The following is an 18502-nucleotide window of genomic DNA, read 5'->3' as shown; positions in this document are numbered from 1 at the left end:
CGTCAGAATACTCAGTGAACTGTGGGAGCGGGCTTGCTCGCGAATGCGGTCTGACATCCAACATTGATGTCGACTGAACCACCGCTTTCGCGAGCAAGCCCGCTCCCACAGGGATCTCGGTTGAGAGGAAGAGTTGTGTCCCGATCTTATTTTCGCTGGCTCCTGCGAGCCGCTTCCCTGGTGCTCTGCCTGTTGTTCTGGCAGCTCGCCGCCACTCATCACTGGGACCTGGGCCTGGTGACGTTTGCCAACGTTCCGACGCCGCTGGCGGTGATCCAAGCTGCGCTCGGCCTGGGGGAGTCGGGCAGCCTTGGCCGACACCTGGGCGCCAGCCTGGGCCGGGTGTTTGCCGGGTATGGCGCGGCGGTGTTAACCGGCGTGGCCCTGGGCCTGGCCATTGGTCGCTCGAAATGGGCCGAAGACCTGCTGTTGCCGCCGCTGGAAGTCCTGCGGCCGATCCCGGCGGTGGCCTGGATTCCCCTGGCGATCCTGATGTTTCCCTCCTCGGAGCTGTCGATGGTGTTCATCACCTTCACCGGGGCGCTGTTCCCGATCCTGCTCAACACCGTGCACGGCGTCGAGGCGGTGGACCGGCGGCTGATCGCCTCGGCGAAAAGCCTGGGGGCCGGGCGCTGCGCGATCCTGTTGGAAGTGATTCTGCCGGGCGCCGCGCCGAGCATCATCACGGGGCTGGCCATCGGCATGGGCACGTCCTGGTTCTGCCTGGTGACGGCGGAAATGATCGCCGGCCAGTACGGCATCGGTTACTACACCTGGTCCTCCTACACCGTGCAGAACTACGCCGACATTGTCGTCGGCATGCTGTTGATCGGTGTGCTGGGCATGGGCAGCAGTGTGTTGATCAAGCGCCTGGGCGGGCTGTTGACGCCTTGGCACCGACCGCGAGGTAAAGCCTGATGAGTGTGATGCAAACGCCTGAGGGACGGATCGATATCCGTCAGTTGTCCATTGTCCTGGGCCAGGGAGCCCAGGCGTTCGAGGCCGTCCAGGGCCTTGATTGCCAGATCGAGGCGGGCCAGTTCGTGTGCGTCCTGGGGCCGTCCGGTTGCGGTAAATCCACCTTGCTCGGTGCCTTGGCCGGGCACCTGCAACCGCGCGCCGGTACCTTGCATGTCGACGGCTTGCCGGTGGCCGGGCCATCGCCCCAGCGCGGGATGGTGTTCCAGCAGCACACGCTGTTCCCGTGGCGCAGCGTGCGCGACAACGTGGCCTTCGGCCTGAAGATGCGGGGCCTGGGCAAAGCCGAACGGCAGCGGGCGGCGGATGAAATCCTCGCCCTGGTGGGCCTGGACGGATTCGCCGGGCACTGGCCGGACCAACTGTCCGGGGGCATGCAGCAGCGGGTGGAGATCGCCCGGGTGCTGGTCAATCGGCCACGACTGCTGTTGATGGACGAACCCTTCGGTGCCCTGGACGCCTTGACCCGGTTGAACATGCAGCAGTTGCTGCTGGAGATCTGGACCCGCATCCGCACCACCGTGGTGTTCGTCACCCACGACATCGACGAGGCACTGTTCCTGGCCGATCGACTGCTGGTGATGAGCCCGCGCCCGGGTCGGATCATCGAGGACTTGCGCCTGGATTTTCCCCGGCCACGCACCACTGAACTGGTCACCCGTCCCGAGTTTTCCCTGTTGAAGCGCCACTGCCTCGAGTTGTTGCGCCATGAGGACGGCCAGCCCTTGCCGCGCCTCAATCCCCTCGGGCTTCCCCTTGAAACCTCCTTGCCGCGATTTGCCTTATGACCTCTTTATTTGAAGACACCGACAACGATGACATCCTCACCCTGCAACCGCGCCTGGTGGACGAGGACCCTGGTGTGCGCCGCATCGCCCTGATTGAACTGGCTGACCTCGAGGAACCCGAAGGACTGCTGTGGCTGGTGGATCGCCTGGCCCACGATGCCAGTGCCGAGGTCCGGGCCGAGGCCGCGCGACTGCTCGAAGCCTGGGAAGACGCGCCGGTGGTCGCCGCGTTGTGCCAGGCCCTCACCGATCCGTCCCCGACGGTGCAGGGCGCCGCCGCCCAGAGTCTGAGCCTGCTCAAGAGCGAGGCGGCGGGGAGGGTGATCCTGCCCTGGGCCGCCCATGAGACCGTCAGCGTGCGCGTCGCCGCGTTCAGGGCCTTGCGCGAATTGCGCCTGGCCGACGCGGCACCGGTCGCGCTCATTGCCCTGGCCGACACCGATGCCAGCGTCCGCCGTGAGGCAGTTGGCGTGCTCGGCTGGCTCAAGCACCTCGACGCGTTGCCGGCGCTGGCGCGGTTGGCCAGCGCCGACCCGGACACCGAGGTGCGCCGGGCGGCCACCGGTGCCCTCGGCCTGGGCTCTGACGCACACGTCTTGCCGGCCTTGCGCCAGGCCCTGCGGGACCCTGCCTGGGCGGTGCGCGAAGAAGCCGCCACCACCCTGGGCAAGGTCGGCCACGCCGATGCCGGCCCAGCGCTGGTCGAGGCCCTGGGGGATGATTATTGGCAAGTGCGCCTGCGCGCCACCCGTAGCCTCGGCCGCTTGCGCTACGCCCCGGCGTTGCCGGGGTTGATCGAGACCCTGGGCCATCGCATCAGCAACCTGCGCAAGGAAGCCGCCCTGGCCTTGGGCGAGTTGAACGACCCCGCTGCGATCCCGGCATTGCAGGCTGCCCAGGACGATGGCGACCCTGAAGTCCGCAAGGCCGTGCGCATCGCCCTGGCGCAAGTGCAATGAGCCCGCTGGCGATGGGCAACAGCCCTGACAAAGGCCAGTTGAGGTTGAACTGGCCCGATGGCCGCGAACAACGCCTGGACCACACTGAACTGCGCCGCCAGTGTCCTTGTTCCCAGTGCCGGGCGTTTCGCTTGCAAGGGCTGGCGGTGCAGGTCGATCCACGGGTTCGGGTGGTGGAGGTCAATGCCCAGGGGTATGGGGTCCAGCTGGTCTTCAGCGATGGCCATGGGCGCGGGATTTATCCATGGGCTTACCTGGCAGGGCTTGGACATTGACTGTGGGAGCGGGCTTGCTCGCGAAGACGCCGGCGCATTCAACACTTTCTTTGACTGGCACACCGCTTTCGCGAGCAAGCCCGCTCCCACAGGGAGGTGCATGGCTGTGAGCTGACTGACGGCGCTTGTCAGAAAAAACCGACAGGAGTACAAATGTACTCCATGACGACTCTCACTCCCCGCCGCACCGCCATCCTGACCTTCATCCGCGAACGCATCGCCGATCATGGCCAGTCTCCCAGCCTCGCCGAGATCAGCGAGGCGTTCGGCTTTGCCTCGCGCAGTGTCGCCCGCAAGCATGTGCTGGCGCTGACCGAAGCCGGTTTCATCGAGGTCAATCCACACCAGGCCCGAGGCATCCGGTTGTTGAACCAGCCACCGCGGCCCGAACTGCTGGACGTGCCGGTGCTGGGGCGGGTGGCGGCCGGCTTGCCGATTGGCGCCGACGCCGACGTCCACAGCCGCCTGATGCTGGACCCGGCGATGTTCACCAAGGCGCCGGACTACCTGCTGCGGGTGCAGGGCGACTCGATGATCGGGGACGGCATCCTCGACGGTGACCTGGTGGGTGTACAACGCACCCCCCAGGCCGCCAATGGCCAGATTGTCGTGGCGCGGCTCGACGGTGAGGTCACCATCAAGCGTTTCGAGCGGATCGGCGAGCGTGTGCGCCTGCTGCCGCGCAACCCGGCTTATCAGCCGATCATTGTCGAAGCCGATCAGGACCTGGCCATCGAAGGCGTGTTCTGCGGCCTGTTGAGGCAAGGCTGATGGGCGCTGTCGTCGCGCTGGACACGCTGTTCAATGCGGGCCAGGTCTGGAAGGGCCGGCCCGCGCCTCCAGCCGCCAGCCCGCAACCTACCGGGCATGCTGCGCTGGATGCGGCCTTGCCGAGTGGCGGCTGGCCGGAAGCGGCGTTGACGGAATTGCTCATCGCCGCCCCGGGCGTGGGCGAGTTGCAAGTGGTGTGGCCGACCCTCGCCCGATTGTCGAGCGCGGGGGAGCGCATCGTGCTGGTGGCGCCTCCGTTCGTGCCTTACCCCCAAGCCTGGCAGAACGCCGGGGTGGACCTGCGCCAGTTGTCGGTGATTCAGGCCGATGAGCGCGATGCCTTGTGGGCCGCCGAACAATGCCTGCGCTCGGGCAGTTGCGGCGCGGTGTTGTGCTGGCCTCGTCAGGCAGACGACCGGGCTCTGCGCCGGCTGCAAGTGGCGGCCGAAACCGGCCAGACCCTGGCGTTCGCTTGGCGCTCGATGCAGGAAGCCATCAACCCGTCGCCGGCGGCCTTGCGCATCGCCATCGACGCCCGACCCGCGCAGTTGCGCGTGCTCAAGTGTCGAGGCGGGCTGGCCCGTTCGGCGCCGATTGCCTTTGCCGCGTCCACAAGGCACTGAGGTTGCGATGCGCTGGGTTTGTATTCTCTTTCCGCAATTGGCGCTGGATGCCGCGCTGCGTCAGCGACCCGATCCCGACGAGCCACTGGCGCTGCTGACCGGCCCGGCTCAGCGGCGGGTGCTGCAAGCGGTGAATGCGTCGGCGCGAGCTCTGGGCTTGCGTCCGGGCCAGACCATGACCGCTGCCCAAGCCTTGAGCAAAGGCTTTGCCACCGCCGAGTACGACGCCGCGCAGATCGAACACTGGCAGCAATTTCTGGCTGCCTGGGCCTACCGTTTCAGCGCCCAGGTCAGCGTGCATTACCCGCGCACGGTGCTGTTCGAGATCGAGTCGAGCCTCGGCCTGTTCGGTCCCTGGCCGGTGTTCGAGGCGCGGTTGCGGGCTGAGTTGACGGCGCTGGGGTTCCGCCATCGCATCGTCGCCGCGCCGAACCCGGTGGCGGCGCGGGTGTTGGCCAATGCCTACGACGCCCTGGTGGTGCCCGATGACGAGGCCCTGCAAGCGTGCCTGGGGCAGATGCCGGTGGAACGGATCGGCCTGCAAGCCGAAGTCGCCACGGCGTTGTCACGCATGGGCTTGCGTCGTTTGAGCCAGGTTCAGGCCTTGCCCCGACATACCCTGGCGCGGCGCTTTGAAGCCCAGGTGCTCAAGCACCTCGATGCGCTCACCGGCAGCCGCACCCTGGCGCTGTCGTTCTACCTGCCACCGGACCGTTTCGATGTGCGCATCGAGCTCAACTACGACGTCCAGTCCCACCAGGCGCTGTTGTTCCCGTTGCGCCGCTTGACCGGTGACCTGTCGGCGTTCCTGTGCGGGCGTGACAGTGGCGTACAGCGCTTTGACCTGCACCTGGAACACGCCGGACTGCCGGACACGGTGATCAAGGTCGGCCTGCTCAGCGCCGAGCGGGAGCCTTCGATGCTGTTCGAACTGGCCCGTGGTCGCCTGGAACAGGTTCAGGTCGAAGGCCCGGTGCGCGGCTTTCGCTTGTGCGCCGAAGACCTGCCGAGCTTCGTGCCCCAACGCCTGGAGCTGTTCGATGAGCGCCCGCAACAGTCCTTGCCCTGGGAGCAATTGCGCGAGCGCCTGCGGGCCCGGCTGGGGGACGAAGCGGTGCAGGGCCTGGGGTTTCGCGATGATCACCGCCCCGAATGTGCCTGGCAGATGAGCGCCCAGCCTCGGCCACAGGCTTGCCGGGTGCAAGACGTGCAACGCCCCGGCTGGTTGCTCAGTGAACCCCAGGCCTTGTCGCCCAGCCAGGCGCAGATCCTCATGGGCCCGGAACGCATCGAGACGGGCTGGTGGGACGGCGCCGATGTGCGTCGCGATTACTACCTGGTCGAGACCCGCAGCGGGCAACGGGGCTGGGCCTATCGGCCGGTGGGCGAGGGTGGGCCGCTGTGGTTGCAGGGGTGGTTCGCATGAGCATTGGGTATGCCGAGCTGCATTGTCTGTCGAACTTCAGCTTCCAGCGGGGTGCCTCCAGTGCCCTGGAGTTGTGCAGGCGCGCCAGCGAGCAAGGCTACCAGGCCCTGGCGATCACCGACGAATGCACATTGGCCGGGATCGTCCGGGCCTGGCAAGCGGCCAGGGAACTGCAATTACCGCTGATCGTCGGCAGCGAGATCCAGGTCGAAAACGGTCCGAAACTGGTGCTGCTGGTGGAAAACCTCGAGGGCTATCAGGCCTTGTGCCGGTTGATCACCCGCGCTCGCCGGCGCAGCGAGAAGGGCCACTATCGCGTCGTTCGCGAAGATTTCGACGAGCCCTGGCCGGGCCTATTGGCGCTATGGGTGCCAGACGGCAAAGACGACGAAGCACAGGGTCGCTGGCTTCAGTCGATCTTCGCCGAGCGGTTGTGGCTGGCGGTCCAGTTGCATTGCGGGCAGGACGACCGGCGTCGACTGGCGGATTGGCTGGCGCTGGCCGATCGCATGTGTCTTCGCGCCGTCGCCACGGGCGATGTGCACATGCACGTGCGTGGCCGTCGGGCCTTGCAGGACACCATGACCGCCATCCGCCACCACGTGACGGTCGCCGAGGCCGGCCAGCGCCTGCACCCCAACGGCGAGCGGCACTTGCGCAGCCTCCAGGCCCTGGCCGATCTCTACCCCCGTGCGTTGCTCGATGAAACCCTGGTGATCGCCCGGCGTTGCACCTTCGACCTGGGTCAGTTGCGCTATCAATACCCGCGTGAGTTGGTGCCCGAGGGCCATGATCCGGCGTCGTGGTTGCGGGAATTGACCGAGCGCGGCATGTGCACGCGTTGGCCTGACGGGGTCAGTGACAAGGTTCGACGACAGATCGACTGGGAGCTGGCATTGATTGCCGAGCTGGGCTACGACAGCTATTTCCTCACCGTGCAGGACATCGTCAGCTTCGCCCGGCAGCAGCGCATCCTCTGCCAGGGACGTGGCTCGGCGGCCAACTCGGCGGTGTGTTACGCCTTGGGCATCACCGAGATCGACCCGAGCCAGAGCAACCTGTTGTTCGAGCGGTTCCTGTCTCGCGAGCGCAACGAACCGCCGGACATCGACGTGGATTTCGAACACGAGCGGCGTGAAGAAGTCCTGCAATACGTCTTCCGGCGCTACGGTCGCCATCGCGCGGCGTTGACGGCGGTGGTCAGCAGCTACCACGGCGCCGGGGCGGTGCGGGACGTCGCCAAGGCCCTGGGCCTGCCGCCGGACCAGGTCAACGCGCTGGCCGACTGCTGCGGTCGTTGGAGCGATGAGGCGCCGCCCGTGGATCGCCTGCGTGAGGGCGGCTTCGACCCGGACAGCCCGATCTTGCGCCGGGTGCTCGGCCTGACCCGGCAACTGATCGGCTTCCCCCGTCACCTGTCCCAGCACCCCGGCGGCTTCGTGATTTCCGAGCAACCCCTGGACACCCTGGTGCCGGTGGAAAACGCCGCCATGGCCGAGCGCACCATCATCCAGTGGGACAAGGACGACCTGGACGCGGTCGGGCTGCTCAAGGTGGATGTCCTGGCCTTGGGCATGCTCAGTGCGATCCGGCGATGCTTCGACCTGATCGAACACTACCGGGGTCAGCGCCATACGTTGTCATCGCTGCCCAAGGACGATCCGGCGACCTACGCGATGATCAGCCGCGCGGACACCATCGGTGTGTTCCAGATCGAATCACGGGCGCAGATGGCGATGCTGCCCCGGCTCAAGCCACGGAAATATTACGACCTGGTGATCGAAGTGGCGATTGTGCGACCGGGGCCGATCCAGGGCGGCATGGTGCACCCGTACCTGAAGCGGCGAAATGGCGAGGAAGCCGTCACGTACCCCTCGCCCGAGCTGGAGACGGTGCTGGGGCGGACCCTGGGCATTCCGTTGTTCCAGGAGCAGGTCATGCAGATTGCCGTGGTCGCGGCCGACTACACCCCCGGCGAGGCCGACCAGTTGCGGCGTTCCATGGCCGCCTGGAAGCGCCACGGCGGGCTTGAGCCGCATCGGGTTCGCCTGGCCCGGGGGATGGAAAAAAATGGCTATTCCCCTGAGTTCGCCGCGCAGATCTTCGAGCAGATCAAGGGTTTCGGCAACTACGGCTTTCCCGAATCCCACGCCGCCAGTTTCGCCTTGCTGACCTACGTCAGCAGTTGGCTCAAATGCCACGAGCCGGCGGCATTCGCCTGCGCCCTGATCAACAGCTGGCCCATGGGGTTCTACAGCCCGGACCAGATTCTGCAGGACGCCCGCCGGCATCAATTGCAGATCCGCCCGGTGGACGTGCGCGCCAGCGATTGGGATTGCAGCCTCGAACCCATGGAGGGCCGGCAACCGGCGATTCGCATGGGGTTGCGCCTGGTCAAGGGGTTTCGCGAGGAGGACGCCCGGCGCATCGAAACGGCTCGCCGGCATCGGCCTTTCAGTGACGTGGCCGACTTGGGCGAACGGGCGCAACTCGATGCCCGGGCCCAGGCGCAACTGGCCGATGCCGGCGCCTTGCACGGCTTGGCGGGCGACCGGCATCGCGCCCGCTGGGCCGTCGCTGGCGTGCAGAAACAATTGGGCCTGTTCGCCGGTTTGCCCAGCCAGGAAGAACCCCCCGTGAGCTTGCCGAAACCCACCCTGGGGGAAAACCTGTTTGCCGACTACGCCACGCTTGGCACCACCTTGGGGCCGCATCCGCTGGCCTTGTTGCGCACCGAGCTGCGTGCCCGGCGGTGCCGCAGCTCACGGGAATTGCAGGACGTCGAACATGGCCGCAACGTCAGCGTTGCCGGTCTGGTCACCGGCCGCCAACGCCCGGGCACGGCCAGCGGCGTGACCTTCGTCACCCTGGAAGATGAGTTCGGCAACCTCAACGTGGTGGTCTGGCGTGACCTGGCGGAACGCCAACGCAAGACTCTGGTGGGCTCGCAACTGCTGCGGGTCGATGGGCGCTGGGAAAGCGTGGGCGAAGTCCGCCACCTGATCGCCGGACGCCTGAGCGACCTGACCGAATTGCTGGCCGGCATCCAGGTGCAAAGCCGTGATTTTCGCTGACGCGGTTGTCATCTCCAACCGTTGCCGCTGCTGTGGCGAGGGAGTTTGCACCCGCTCGGCGGTGCAGCCGTCGTCAACAGCCTGGCGCGGTCTGCCTGAAGGATCGCCGATTTTAGGGCTGCTACGCAGCCCAGCGGGAGCGAGGTCCCTCGCAACGGTGAGCGTCTGAATCGGCGAGTATGAAACCAAACGCAGCCGCCGCGCTCGAAGCACTGAGCACAAGGGACTCGTGGTATGCCGATTCCCAGCAAGCCTGTTGAGGTTCACAGTCTTCTCATGGAGTTTTTATCCCACAATCACGGATGCCTCGGTTGGGGCGGTGAAATGGCCGGGCGCATCCGGGCGTTCGATTGGCGCCAGACCGAGTTGGGCGTTATCGAGCACTGGTCCGCGAGCCTGCGCAACGCGGTCCAGATGCTGCTCGCGTCACCCCTGCCGATGGTGATGTTGTGGGGGCGCCAGGGTTTCATGATCTACAACGATGCCTATGCCGAGTTTGCCGGCGGCCGCCACCCGTACCTGCTGGGTTGCCCGGTGGAGCTGGGCTGGCCGGAAGTGGCCGATTTCAACCGCCATGTGCTGGACGTTTGCCTGGCCGGCGGCACCTTGTCCTATCGCAGCAAAGAACTGGTGCTGCTGCGCGATGGCAAGCCCGAAGACGTCTGGATGGACCTCTATTACAGCCCCGTGCCCGGTGAGGACCAGGCGCCGGCAGGGGTCTTGGCGGTCGTGGTGGAAACCACCGAGCATGTGTTGACCGAGCGGGCCCGGCAAGAAGCCGAGCGCAGTTACCGCGCCGTCAACGAGCGGATCCAGTTGGCGTTGTCGGCCGGCCCGCTGCTGGGGTCGTTCGTCTGGGACATCCAGGCCGACAGGCTCTCCGGTGACGAGCGCTTCGCCCGCAGCTTCAACTATCCGCCGGATTGTCCACTGGACGCGCTGCCCATCGAGATCGCCCGCCAGAGCATCCACCCCGACGACCTCGAGGAAGTGAACCAGCGGGTCGAACTGACCGTGCGCACCGGCATCCCGTATAGCGCCGAATATCGAATCCGCCGCCTGAGCGGTGACTACCTCTGGGTGCTCGCCAGCGGTCGGTGCGAGTTCGACGAGCTGGGCACGCCCTTGCGTTTTCCCGGTGTGCTGATCGACATCAACGAGCGCAAGACCGCCGAAGCGTCGCTGCTCAAGTTCACCCGCGACCTGGAGCGGCGCGTCGCAGACGAAGTGCAGGCGCGATTGAACGCCGAAGAGCAGTTGCGCCAGTCGCAGAAGCTCGAATCCATTGGTGGCCTCACCGGCGGCGTGGCCCATGACTTCAACAACTTGCTGCAAGTGATCGCCGGCAACCTGCACCTGCTGGCTCGCCATGAAGCGGACAACGTCAACGTGCAACGACGGGTCGGCGCCTGCATCGAAGCCGTGGAGCGCGGTGCCAAGCTGTCCACGCAATTGCTGGCCTTCGCCCGGCGCCAGCCGTTGTCACCGGCGGTCTACAACCCACGGCGCATCTACGACGGCCTGGTCGAACTCTTGCAACGGGCCCTGGGCGAAACCATCCTGATCGAAGTGACCTTGCCCGAGACCCCATGGTGCATCCACGTCGACCGCAACCAGCTGGAAAATGCCCTGTTGAACCTGGCGATCAACGCGCGCGATGCCATGGGCGGGGAGGGGACCATCCGCATGGTCGGCGAGAACATCGTGCTCGACGAAGCCTCCTGCGCCGGCAAGGGCATTGCGCCAGGCGAGTATGTGCGGCTGTCGGTGATCGACCGTGGCGCGGGCATGCCGCCCGACATCCTGAACCAGGTGTTCGAGCCGTTCTTCACCACCAAGACCGAAGGCCAGGGAACGGGGTTGGGGCTGAGCATGGTGTTCGGTTTCGTCAAACAGAGTGGCGGCCATATCGAGATTGCCAGCGACCTGGGCAAAGGTACGCGAGCGCACATGTACTTCCCCCGCAGTTGCCAACCGGAAACCGACGAGCAACGCCCACGCGAACCGCTTCAGGCCGGCGAGCAGGAGACGATCCTGGTGGTGGAGGACAACGACGAGGTGCGTAGCGCCTCGGTGGAACTGCTGGAGCAGTCCGGCTATCGCACGCTGACCGCCGCCAACGCCGACGTGGCCATGAAACTGCTGCTGGACGGCGCCTCGGTGGACCTGATCTTCAGCGACGTGGTCATGCCCGGCCTGATCAAGAGTTCAGACCTGGCGGCCTGGGCGAAAATGCAGGTGCCGCCGGTGCCGGTGTTGTTCACCTCGGGCCACACCCGCGACATCATTTCCCAGAACCACCAATTGAGTCCCGACACTCATTTGTTGAGCAAACCCTATGGGCCCGAAGCGCTGACCGCCATGGTCAGGTCGGTGCTGGGCCAATGAACGTCCCGGCAAACAAATGGAACCGAAGCCTTCGCCACACCTTCGAATAAGCAAGGTCGGTCACCAACCGGCCCTGTCATGAATGAGGTGGCTATGAACGAAGATCCTGCAAACAACCAGCAACAAGGCCAACCGCGCAACGACCCGGCCATCGACCCCCAGGTCCAGCCGACACCCCCGGGCACCCAACCTGCCAGCCCTGCCGGCACGGACCAGGCCCAAAGCGCGGCGACTGAAGTCGACCAGAAGAACCATCACCAGGACAACGACAACACCTTCAGCCCCGGCTTCAAGCCAGACCCGGACCGGCCTGAACCCGGCGAAAGCACGGATGCCGATATTGATACGGATGGTGGTTAGTTTTTTCGCACAAGAGCGTTCTCACGCTTTGCGTGGGAATGCCTTCGAACAAGGCCCGCCGCGCCGTCACGGACCAGGTCCAGGGCGCGACGAGTGACGTCGACCAGAAGAACCAACACCAGACAACGACAACACCTTCAGCCTCGGTTTCAGGCCAAGCCCGAACCGGCCCGAACTCGGTGAAGCACGGATGCCTGTATTGATACGGATGGTGGCTAGCCAACAAAAAGTCCCGTTTCTTAAACGGCACTTTTGAACCCCGTAAGTCGCCCTCCAGTGGAGTGGAGTTTTATGGAATGGATGACGGTGTCGACAATTCCATTCTATAGCCCGCGCCCGGTGCACCTTCATGTAACGCTGCTTGGATTTTTTCATACAACGCATTGGCCTCGGCGGTCGTGATCGATCGCGAGCAGTCACGTAACACAACCCTCAGTAGAATATTCTCCTGGTCGGGTAACAGCCCGAGTCTTTCAATGGCTTGTGACGGCAACTCGGACGAAATCCATCGGCCCTTGACCTGCATCTCTTCGATCCATCCCGAGCAGTCGCCGGCTGCCTGTAGCATCTTTTCAGTCAATACCTCCTCACTTAACCCTGGCGTCACTGCCACAGATATATCTCGGCTGATCGAAGGTAGACGTGACACTGCATTCCATGGTCGTAAATCATGCATCTGGGCCTGGACCCGTTCATTAGGGTCGCGCAGCAGGCGAATATCCGGGATTCCCTTGCGCAACATGGCCAATCGGTCCAACCCCATTCCCAGCGCCAGACCTCCGTGGCGCTGAGGATCGATCCCCAGTCGTTGCAGCAATGAAGTAGCGATAAGCCCACACTCCAGCACTTCGACAGCAGAGCCATCGTTCATCACATTCACCTCGATACCTCCTTCGGTATAGTGATGCGGGCTGTCGCTATAGATCCAGGGCTTGTCCGGAGTCGCCGCATTGAGAACATCGCCGACCAGGCGCAGAAGATGTTCACGGGATGAGAGTTCCGGCTCTCCCAGCACCCATATATCCATCTGGTGCGGCTCGGCGCAGTGCCAACGATCACGACTGTCGCGACGGAAAGTGATCCCCGGAGCCGCCAGCAATATCAATGCTCCAGGCTTGCGGCTCTGAGCGGCATGCTTCAGCGCAATCGGAATCTGACTGGTGGTTTGCGTACGCAACAGCGAATGCTCATCCACCCAACGCGTGTGCGCGCTGCCTAAAGTTACTTCCGACGGGTCATATCCGAGCAAGCCATAGTTTTCTTCGGCAGATACGACCCTTGGACCACTCTGTATCTGGGCTTGTGGCCAACCGGCGCGGGCCAACCCTTCGAGTACCTCGTTCATGATCAACCGGACCGCATGGGCGGTGGAGTGGGTTTCGGTCAGATCTGCAATGGACAAGGCCTGCTGAAGTGCGGCATCAGTCAGGTATTTTTTACTATCGCTCATTAGTAATGTCCTCCTTTCGAATTGTTTGATTAAGCTTGGGTAGCCAGTAAAAAAACTATCAACCTTAGCTCAGTCAAACAATAAAAGAAGGTAATTTTTTGAATTTTCAGAAGATGATTACAGATGGTTCCTACATAAATATCTGTTTATGTCTTTCGTTCAGTAAAATTAGAATTATTGATTCTAAAAAGATTTGGGAAAGGCATTCCAAAAACAAAATAAATTTGAATTAATGAATTACTCCTTTGCGCTGCAGGGGAGCCCAATAAAAAAGAGGATTAAATATGAAAAAGCAGAAAATTAATCAGGAAAAATTGAACAGGATTACTTCGGGTCCTGAAAATTTTGGATGGGCACCGCTGGCTTGGGCCTATATAGATGATTGATTGCTACTGACTGAGAGGGTGGCATGGACAGGCCACCCTTTTATAAAAGGAAGTTTTTTATGTCAACCACAATAAGTATTCCTAGTCTTTTTGGCGATGAAGAGTTCTGGGTTCTCGCAGATTCAATACCTTTTCTTGATGAATGCTCGCAGCGAGGGCTGAACGCTGCGGATATAAACGAAGTGAAGCAGCTTCCTCTCAATAGTGTGATTTTCTCCTTTAGTAATAGCGCCGCTAAGCTTACGTTGGCACTTGCCCAGTCTACGCAGAAAAAGAGAAGCGTTTTCTGCGCCACTCAGGTCTTCGAACCCTCGTTGCACTGCGCAAATTACAGTTTGAGTTTGCTTCTGAATAGTGATTTTCAGGAAGCTTTAAAAAGGCAGCGGGTGGTTTTGAATATGCTTAATTCCAATTATTTGTTTTTGTTGACCGGCGACGGCTCCACTGGACAGATGGCTCTATCTCCTAAAGCGGAGCCGTACGCATTGATCGCGGAAGATGTCTCTGGTTATTTTATCCATTCTGTTGCGGAATTTTTCGAGGTTCATTATGCCCATATGAATCCTGAGGAGGCTTGCCCATTCTCTTTTAATGGAGTGTTGGAGGTTTCGGGGGTTTTGACTGTGCTGAGAAAACCTAATCCGATACTACCCAAAGATATCGGGATGAGGCTTGGATTGCTATCTGATAAGATTTTTGAGAAGGGAGGTTTATTGGTTGTTATTGATAACGAAGTTAAATCTTTGCGAGTTGATAATAGGGAGTACATGGAATTATTGACGGTTGCTGCTGGTGCTCGGGGTCTTCGATTGACCGAATTTGCAATTGGCGTAAATAGTGAAATAAAGCCACTCATCGATTACAAAATGAACTCGCAGTTGAACGAAGGTATAGACGGTGTGCACTTGGCTATCGGAGATGGGTCAAGCGGCTATCATATCGACTTTCTCAGCCCTGCTGTCAGCGTCACACCTATTGTTTGATGAAGTAATAACGCGAACGCAGGTATCAGCTAGAGTGGAATAATGTTCAAGCGATAAGATGAGGGGATATTAGAGGCGCCAACCCTATTCAGAATGTTCGCGCAAAGCCGGCTTTCATAAGTGAACCAATCACTAAGCCTTGCAGGCATAGGCCTGCAAGGCTTAGCGGTCATTGCTGAGAGCAAGCCCGGCTTTGTATTACTTACTAGGATGCGCCGCCTGGAGCTTCTTGGCGGCATCCAGATGGTGTTGCAGGTCCGGCAGCATTTTCTGCGCAAATGCCTTGAGTTCGGTGTTGCCGGCCTTTTTGTCGTCCGTCACGGTCTCGGCTTCTTTCTTGAACAGGGCGATGGTTTCTTCGTGGGCTTTCACCTGGTTGTTGGCGTAGGCCGCGTCGAAGGATTCATCACGCATGTCGAGGATCTTGGCCTTGGCCTTTTTCACCAGCGTGGTTTCATCCGGCACTTCAATGTCGTGTTTTTTCGCCAGGGCCATCAATTCCTGGTTGGCCTTGGTGTGATCGGTGATCATCTTGTTGGCGAATTCTTTCACGTCCGCCGAGGCGCTTTTTTCAAGGGCCAGTTTGCTGGTTTCGATTTCCGCGATACCACCGGCCGCCGCGTTGTCGACGAAGTCGTTGGAAGTGGCAGCCCAGGCAGTGCCCATGCTGGTGCTCAAGGCAATGGCCAGGCCGAGTTGACGCAGGGTAAATCCGTCCATAGGTAAGTCTCCGTTGAGGGTGATAGGACGATTGTTTCGTCTCTGTTCAATGGAGGTCTGGGCGCGAATAAAGGTTTGCCTGGAAAGCGTAGCGGCACGACGAACGGTCACCGCTGGTCGGATAGGCGGTCGACAGAACCCCGTCGAGGAGGCCATCCTGATAATCGACGGGCGCCGCAAAAAGCGTCTGCCACCGACCCACCAAAAGGAGGTGTTCCATGCCGGTGTCTCACGATTTGTGCCAGGATCTCAACTGCACAAAAGACCACATCCAGCAAAAACGCAGCGAGAACCCAAGGCTCGACTCGTTACTTCACAAATACTCCCAACTTGATGCCGAGGTGGTCGACGCCGAAAAGCCGTCTTCCCCAGCCCTGTCCGATGACGCCCTGGAGACGCTCAAGAAAAAGCGCTTGTTGATCAAGGACGAGATCGTCGAGCACTTGCAGATGCAGTGACGGATGTCCCCGAAGGCTCCTGCGTTTGCAGGGGCCCTCCTATTGGACCGGTCTGCCGTCCGAACCGTCGTGGCGAGGGAGCTTGCTCCCGCTGGGCTGCGGAGCGGCCCCCACACAACCCCTTCAGCTCAGCGGATCCCAACGCTGCGACCAATCGCTGCCGGCCCTGACAATTTCTCGCAGCACCTCGAACGCCTGTTGCAACGCGGCTGAATCCCTGTCCCGGGAATAGACGAGGTAAGTCGGGTAATTGAATTCAGGCGCCTTGGGCACCCGTTCCAGGATGCCGCTGTCCAGGTAACTCTGCACGACCCGGGTGCGGAAGTAAGCGCTGCCACCATGCTCCAGGATGTACTGCAAGGCCAGGGGGCCGAGGTTGAAGGTCACGGCAGCCTTGGCTTTGTCGGGGAGCGCCGTGTCGTGCTGGCGGCGGAAGTCGGCGCACCAATCGATGTAGACATAGGGCTCGGGGCGTGCCGCCAAACGCACCATGATCAGTTTTTCTTCCAGCAGTTGTTCCACCTGCAACCGTGGCCAGTATTCGGGCTGGTACACCACCGCCGCGTCCAACAGGCCCAGCTCCAGCTGTTGCAGCAGCTTCTCGCCATCGCGGATGTCCATGCGCAGGGCATGTCCGGGGATCTTCTGGCGCAGTGCACCGGCCCAGGCGAGCATCAACGGGTTGCACAGGCTGACCTCGCCACCCAGGTGCAGGACGTTGCGATAGCCTTCGGGCAAGGGCAGGTCTCGCCGGGCCGCCTCCCAGGTTTGCACGAGCTGGTTGGCGTAGACCACGAACGCTTCGCCGTCGGCGGTCAGCCGCGCGCCGGCGCGATTGCGCACGAACAGCGCGCAACCGAGCTGGCTTTCGAGTTTTTGTACCCGGGCGGTGATTGCCGTCTGGGTGACGTGCAGTTTCTCAGCCGCGGCAGCGAGGCTGCCGTGGCGGACAATTTCCAGGAAAGTGCGGGCGAGGTCGATGTCCATGTTCAGGCCGGTACAGGGGAAGCGGGCATTGTAAGAGCTGCCACGCTTGCCCGATACCGCGAATCATTGGACGGGTTGGACCCGTTCGGCTCGCGCCCATGGCGCCACCAGGCGTTGCGGCGTGCGGCAGGCGCGGTGCTTGAACACAAAGCGATGGCACTTCTCGGCAAAGCCGTGGCGGTTGTCCACCATGTCGCGATGCATCTGCGCCAGCTCGCCGTCGCGGCAGGCCTGGATCGCCGACAGGCTTCGCTCGGCCTTGCGGACCCGCAGGCTTTCGTAGGCCGGATCGAGCAGGGCGCTGTTGGCCCGTTGCAGCAGCCATAGGCCGAACTCGTCGGGACAGCGCGGGCCGATCTCCTGGACCATGCCGTAGCGCAAGGCCTGGGTGGCACTGACGGGCAGGCAGTCCTGGGTGAGTGCGTAGGCCCTGTCCGGGCCAACGGCCCGAGGCAGGCTGTAGGTCCAGTATTCGGAGCCGTACAGGCCCATGGTCGCATAGTGGGGGTTGAGCACGATGTCGCGGCGCGCCAGCACGATATCCGCCGCCAGGGCCAGCATCACGCCGCCGGCCCCGGCGTTGCCGGTCAAACCGCTGACCACCAGTTGCCGGGCGCTGAACAGTTCAAGGCAGACGTCGTCGATGGCCTGGATGTTGGCCCAGGCTTCCAGGCCGGGGTCGGCGGCGGCTTGAATCACGTTCAGGTGCACACCGTTGCAGAAGCTGCCGCGGCCACCGCGAATCAGCAACACCTCGGTATCCCGCGTCTTGGCCCAGCGCAGCGCCGCCACAAGGCGCTGGCATTGCTCGGTGCTCATCGCACCGTTGTAGCACTCGAATGTCAGTTCGCCCACGTGGCCGCATTCACGGTAACGGATGGGTTGGTAAGGCTCGTCGCTGAACGGCTGCCGGGCCAGTGAGCCGTCGAGTATCGGAACGCCCGCGAGCCGTTGGGCCAGCACATGACGCGCTGGCCGTTTGAATGTCTGTTCGCCGGGCTGCGGCTTGAGGCGCAGGGATCCGATCCACAGACTGGCATCGCCTGTCGCCACCAGCACCGCGTCGTCACGCACGGCCAACAGGTTTCCGGGCACGCCGCGGCGTACATCCAGGTGCGCGTCGTACACATAAAACTGGCCGCCGGCCAGGCTTGCCAGCACGCCCGGCTGGCCGTCGGCGGCGTCGATGCAACGCTTGATGAACGCGCTGTTGTCGTGCCAGCTGAAGGTGCGATCGTCCTGGGTCATATTCGGTTGCAGGCGTCCGACAACTTCACGGCGGCTGTAGTCCAATGGCACCGGGGTGAAACCGTTGAGGTATTTCTGCACGACCTCGCGGACACACTGGATCGCGGCATCACTGACCGGGCCGTTGTACAGCTCGGATTTGCGCAGGCCTTCGGGCAGGTGGAATTCGCACGTGGCCCAGACCGGTCCGGCGTCCATCTCCTCGACGGCCTGCAGCGCCGTGACGCCCCAGCGCTCGGGTTGGCGCATGAGGGCCCAGTCCAGGGCACTGGCGCCGCGGTCACCGACAATGCCGGGGTGAATGATCACCACCGGCCGCCGCGGATTGCGCCACAGTCGCTGGGGAACGCGGTCCTTGAGAAACGGGCAGATCACCAGGTCGGCGCCGCTGTCTTCGATTTGCTGGCAGACCGAGTCCGGGTCGGTGAACAGTACGACGCTGGGGCGATAGCCGGCTTCGCGCAGGTCCAGCCAGACGCGCTGGGTCAGGCCATTGAACGCGGTCGACAGCAGAATGATCTTCAGTGCAGACATGAAATTCCCTTCCTTGAGAGATGCAGGCACAGGCTCCCGATGAGCCGTCCCTGGCTGATGGAGGCGCTACGTTAGCGGTTGAAGGAGGGGGCGA

Annotated in this window: 16 protein-coding genes; 12 read left to right on the top strand and 4 right to left on the bottom strand. The window is 62.5% G+C overall.

Annotated features, from left to right (window positions below; genetic code table 11):
- Positions 1–135: 135 nt before the first annotated feature.
- The 10 genes from V3H56_RS17100 to V3H56_RS17055 all read left to right on the top strand — a co-directional run bounded on the left by V3H56_RS17100 (position 136) and on the right by V3H56_RS17055 (position 11642).
- Positions 136–918 carry an ABC transporter permease gene (locus V3H56_RS17100; RefSeq protein WP_047739126.1) on the top strand — a complete coding sequence of 261 codons (783 nt, stop codon included), beginning with the start codon at positions 136–138 and terminating at the stop codon, positions 916–918.
- A complete protein-coding gene (locus V3H56_RS17095) occupies positions 918–1766 on the top strand; it encodes an ABC transporter ATP-binding protein (protein ID WP_042731411.1) in 849 nt (282 codons plus the stop codon). Before V3H56_RS17100 ends, V3H56_RS17095 begins: the two co-directional genes overlap by 1 nt.
- Complete coding sequence (locus V3H56_RS17090; RefSeq protein WP_338473651.1) at positions 1763–2725, top strand: HEAT repeat domain-containing protein; 963 nt, start codon at positions 1763–1765, stop codon at positions 2723–2725. Before V3H56_RS17095 ends, V3H56_RS17090 begins: the two co-directional genes overlap by 4 nt.
- Positions 2722–3000: a DUF971 domain-containing protein gene (locus tag V3H56_RS17085; protein WP_042731413.1), complete on the top strand. Its 279-nt coding sequence runs from the start codon at positions 2722–2724 to the stop codon at positions 2998–3000. Before V3H56_RS17090 ends, V3H56_RS17085 begins: the two co-directional genes overlap by 4 nt.
- A gap of 153 nt (positions 3001–3153) precedes the next feature.
- Positions 3154–3771 (top strand): transcriptional repressor LexA, encoded by a 618-nt coding sequence (gene lexA / locus V3H56_RS17080; protein ID WP_338473650.1) that lies wholly within the window; start codon positions 3154–3156, stop codon positions 3769–3771.
- Positions 3771–4394, top strand: coding sequence for a translesion DNA synthesis-associated protein ImuA (imuA, locus tag V3H56_RS17075; RefSeq protein ID WP_042731415.1), 624 nt, complete (start codon positions 3771–3773; stop codon positions 4392–4394). The genes lexA and imuA overlap by 1 nt, the downstream gene beginning before the upstream one ends.
- A 7-nt stretch (positions 4395–4401) precedes the next feature.
- Complete coding sequence (locus tag V3H56_RS17070; RefSeq protein WP_338473649.1) at positions 4402–5820, top strand: DNA polymerase Y family protein; 1419 nt, start codon at positions 4402–4404, stop codon at positions 5818–5820.
- Positions 5796–8894, top strand: a complete 3099-nt coding sequence (locus tag V3H56_RS17065) for an error-prone DNA polymerase (RefSeq protein ID WP_338473648.1) — start codon at positions 5796–5798, stop codon at positions 8892–8894. The genes V3H56_RS17070 and V3H56_RS17065 overlap by 25 nt, the downstream gene beginning before the upstream one ends.
- 276 nt (positions 8895–9170) lie before the next feature.
- Positions 9171–11282, top strand: a complete 2112-nt coding sequence (locus tag V3H56_RS17060; protein WP_047739121.1) for an ATP-binding protein — start codon at positions 9171–9173, stop codon at positions 11280–11282.
- A 93-nt stretch (positions 11283–11375) separates the two neighbouring features.
- The gene (locus tag V3H56_RS17055) at positions 11376–11642 is read left to right on the top strand and encodes a hypothetical protein (RefSeq protein ID WP_123579842.1); all 267 of its coding nucleotides are present in this window, start codon (positions 11376–11378) and stop codon (positions 11640–11642) included.
- A 289-nt stretch (positions 11643–11931) separates the two neighbouring features.
- Here the strand turns inward: V3H56_RS17055 and V3H56_RS17050 are convergent, their stop codons facing one another.
- Positions 11932–13092: a hypothetical protein gene (locus V3H56_RS17050; RefSeq protein ID WP_042728933.1), complete on the bottom strand. Its 1161-nt coding sequence runs from the start codon at positions 13090–13092 to the stop codon at positions 11932–11934.
- Positions 13093–13537: 445 nt separating this feature from the next.
- Here V3H56_RS17050 and V3H56_RS17045 point away from each other — a divergent pair, with 445 nt between their 5' ends.
- Entirely contained in the window at positions 13538–14461 is a 924-nt protein-coding gene (locus V3H56_RS17045; RefSeq protein WP_338473647.1) for a hypothetical protein, read from the top strand.
- A 198-nt stretch (positions 14462–14659) separates the two neighbouring features.
- On the opposite strand, the gene V3H56_RS17040 is transcribed toward V3H56_RS17045, so the two are convergent.
- Positions 14660–15181 (bottom strand): DUF4142 domain-containing protein, encoded by a 522-nt coding sequence (locus V3H56_RS17040; RefSeq protein ID WP_042728931.1) that lies wholly within the window; start codon positions 15179–15181, stop codon positions 14660–14662.
- Between the two features lie 218 nt (positions 15182–15399).
- On the opposite strand from V3H56_RS17040, the gene V3H56_RS17035 reads away from it, so the two are divergent.
- Positions 15400–15639, top strand: a complete 240-nt coding sequence (locus tag V3H56_RS17035; RefSeq protein ID WP_042728930.1) for a DUF465 domain-containing protein — start codon at positions 15400–15402, stop codon at positions 15637–15639.
- 123 nt (positions 15640–15762) lie between these two features.
- Here V3H56_RS17035 and V3H56_RS17030 read toward each other — a convergent pair whose 3' ends face one another.
- A complete protein-coding gene (locus V3H56_RS17030; RefSeq protein WP_047739116.1) occupies positions 15763–16626 on the bottom strand; it encodes a LysR family transcriptional regulator in 864 nt (287 codons plus the stop codon).
- A 63-nt stretch (positions 16627–16689) separates the two neighbouring features.
- The gene (locus tag V3H56_RS17025) at positions 16690–18408 is read right to left on the bottom strand and encodes a hydrogenase maturation protein (protein ID WP_338473646.1); all 1719 of its coding nucleotides are present in this window, start codon (positions 18406–18408) and stop codon (positions 16690–16692) included.
- Positions 18409–18502 lie beyond the last annotated feature (94 nt).

It is taken from the genome of Pseudomonas sp. MS646 (genome assembly GCF_036693845.1).
In the GTDB taxonomy this organism is placed as follows: Bacteria; Pseudomonadota; Gammaproteobacteria; order Pseudomonadales; family Pseudomonadaceae; genus Aquipseudomonas; species Aquipseudomonas chlororaphis_E.
The sequence above is the reverse complement of the archived record's forward strand: the minus strand, read 5'-3'. Positions and strand labels throughout refer to the sequence as shown.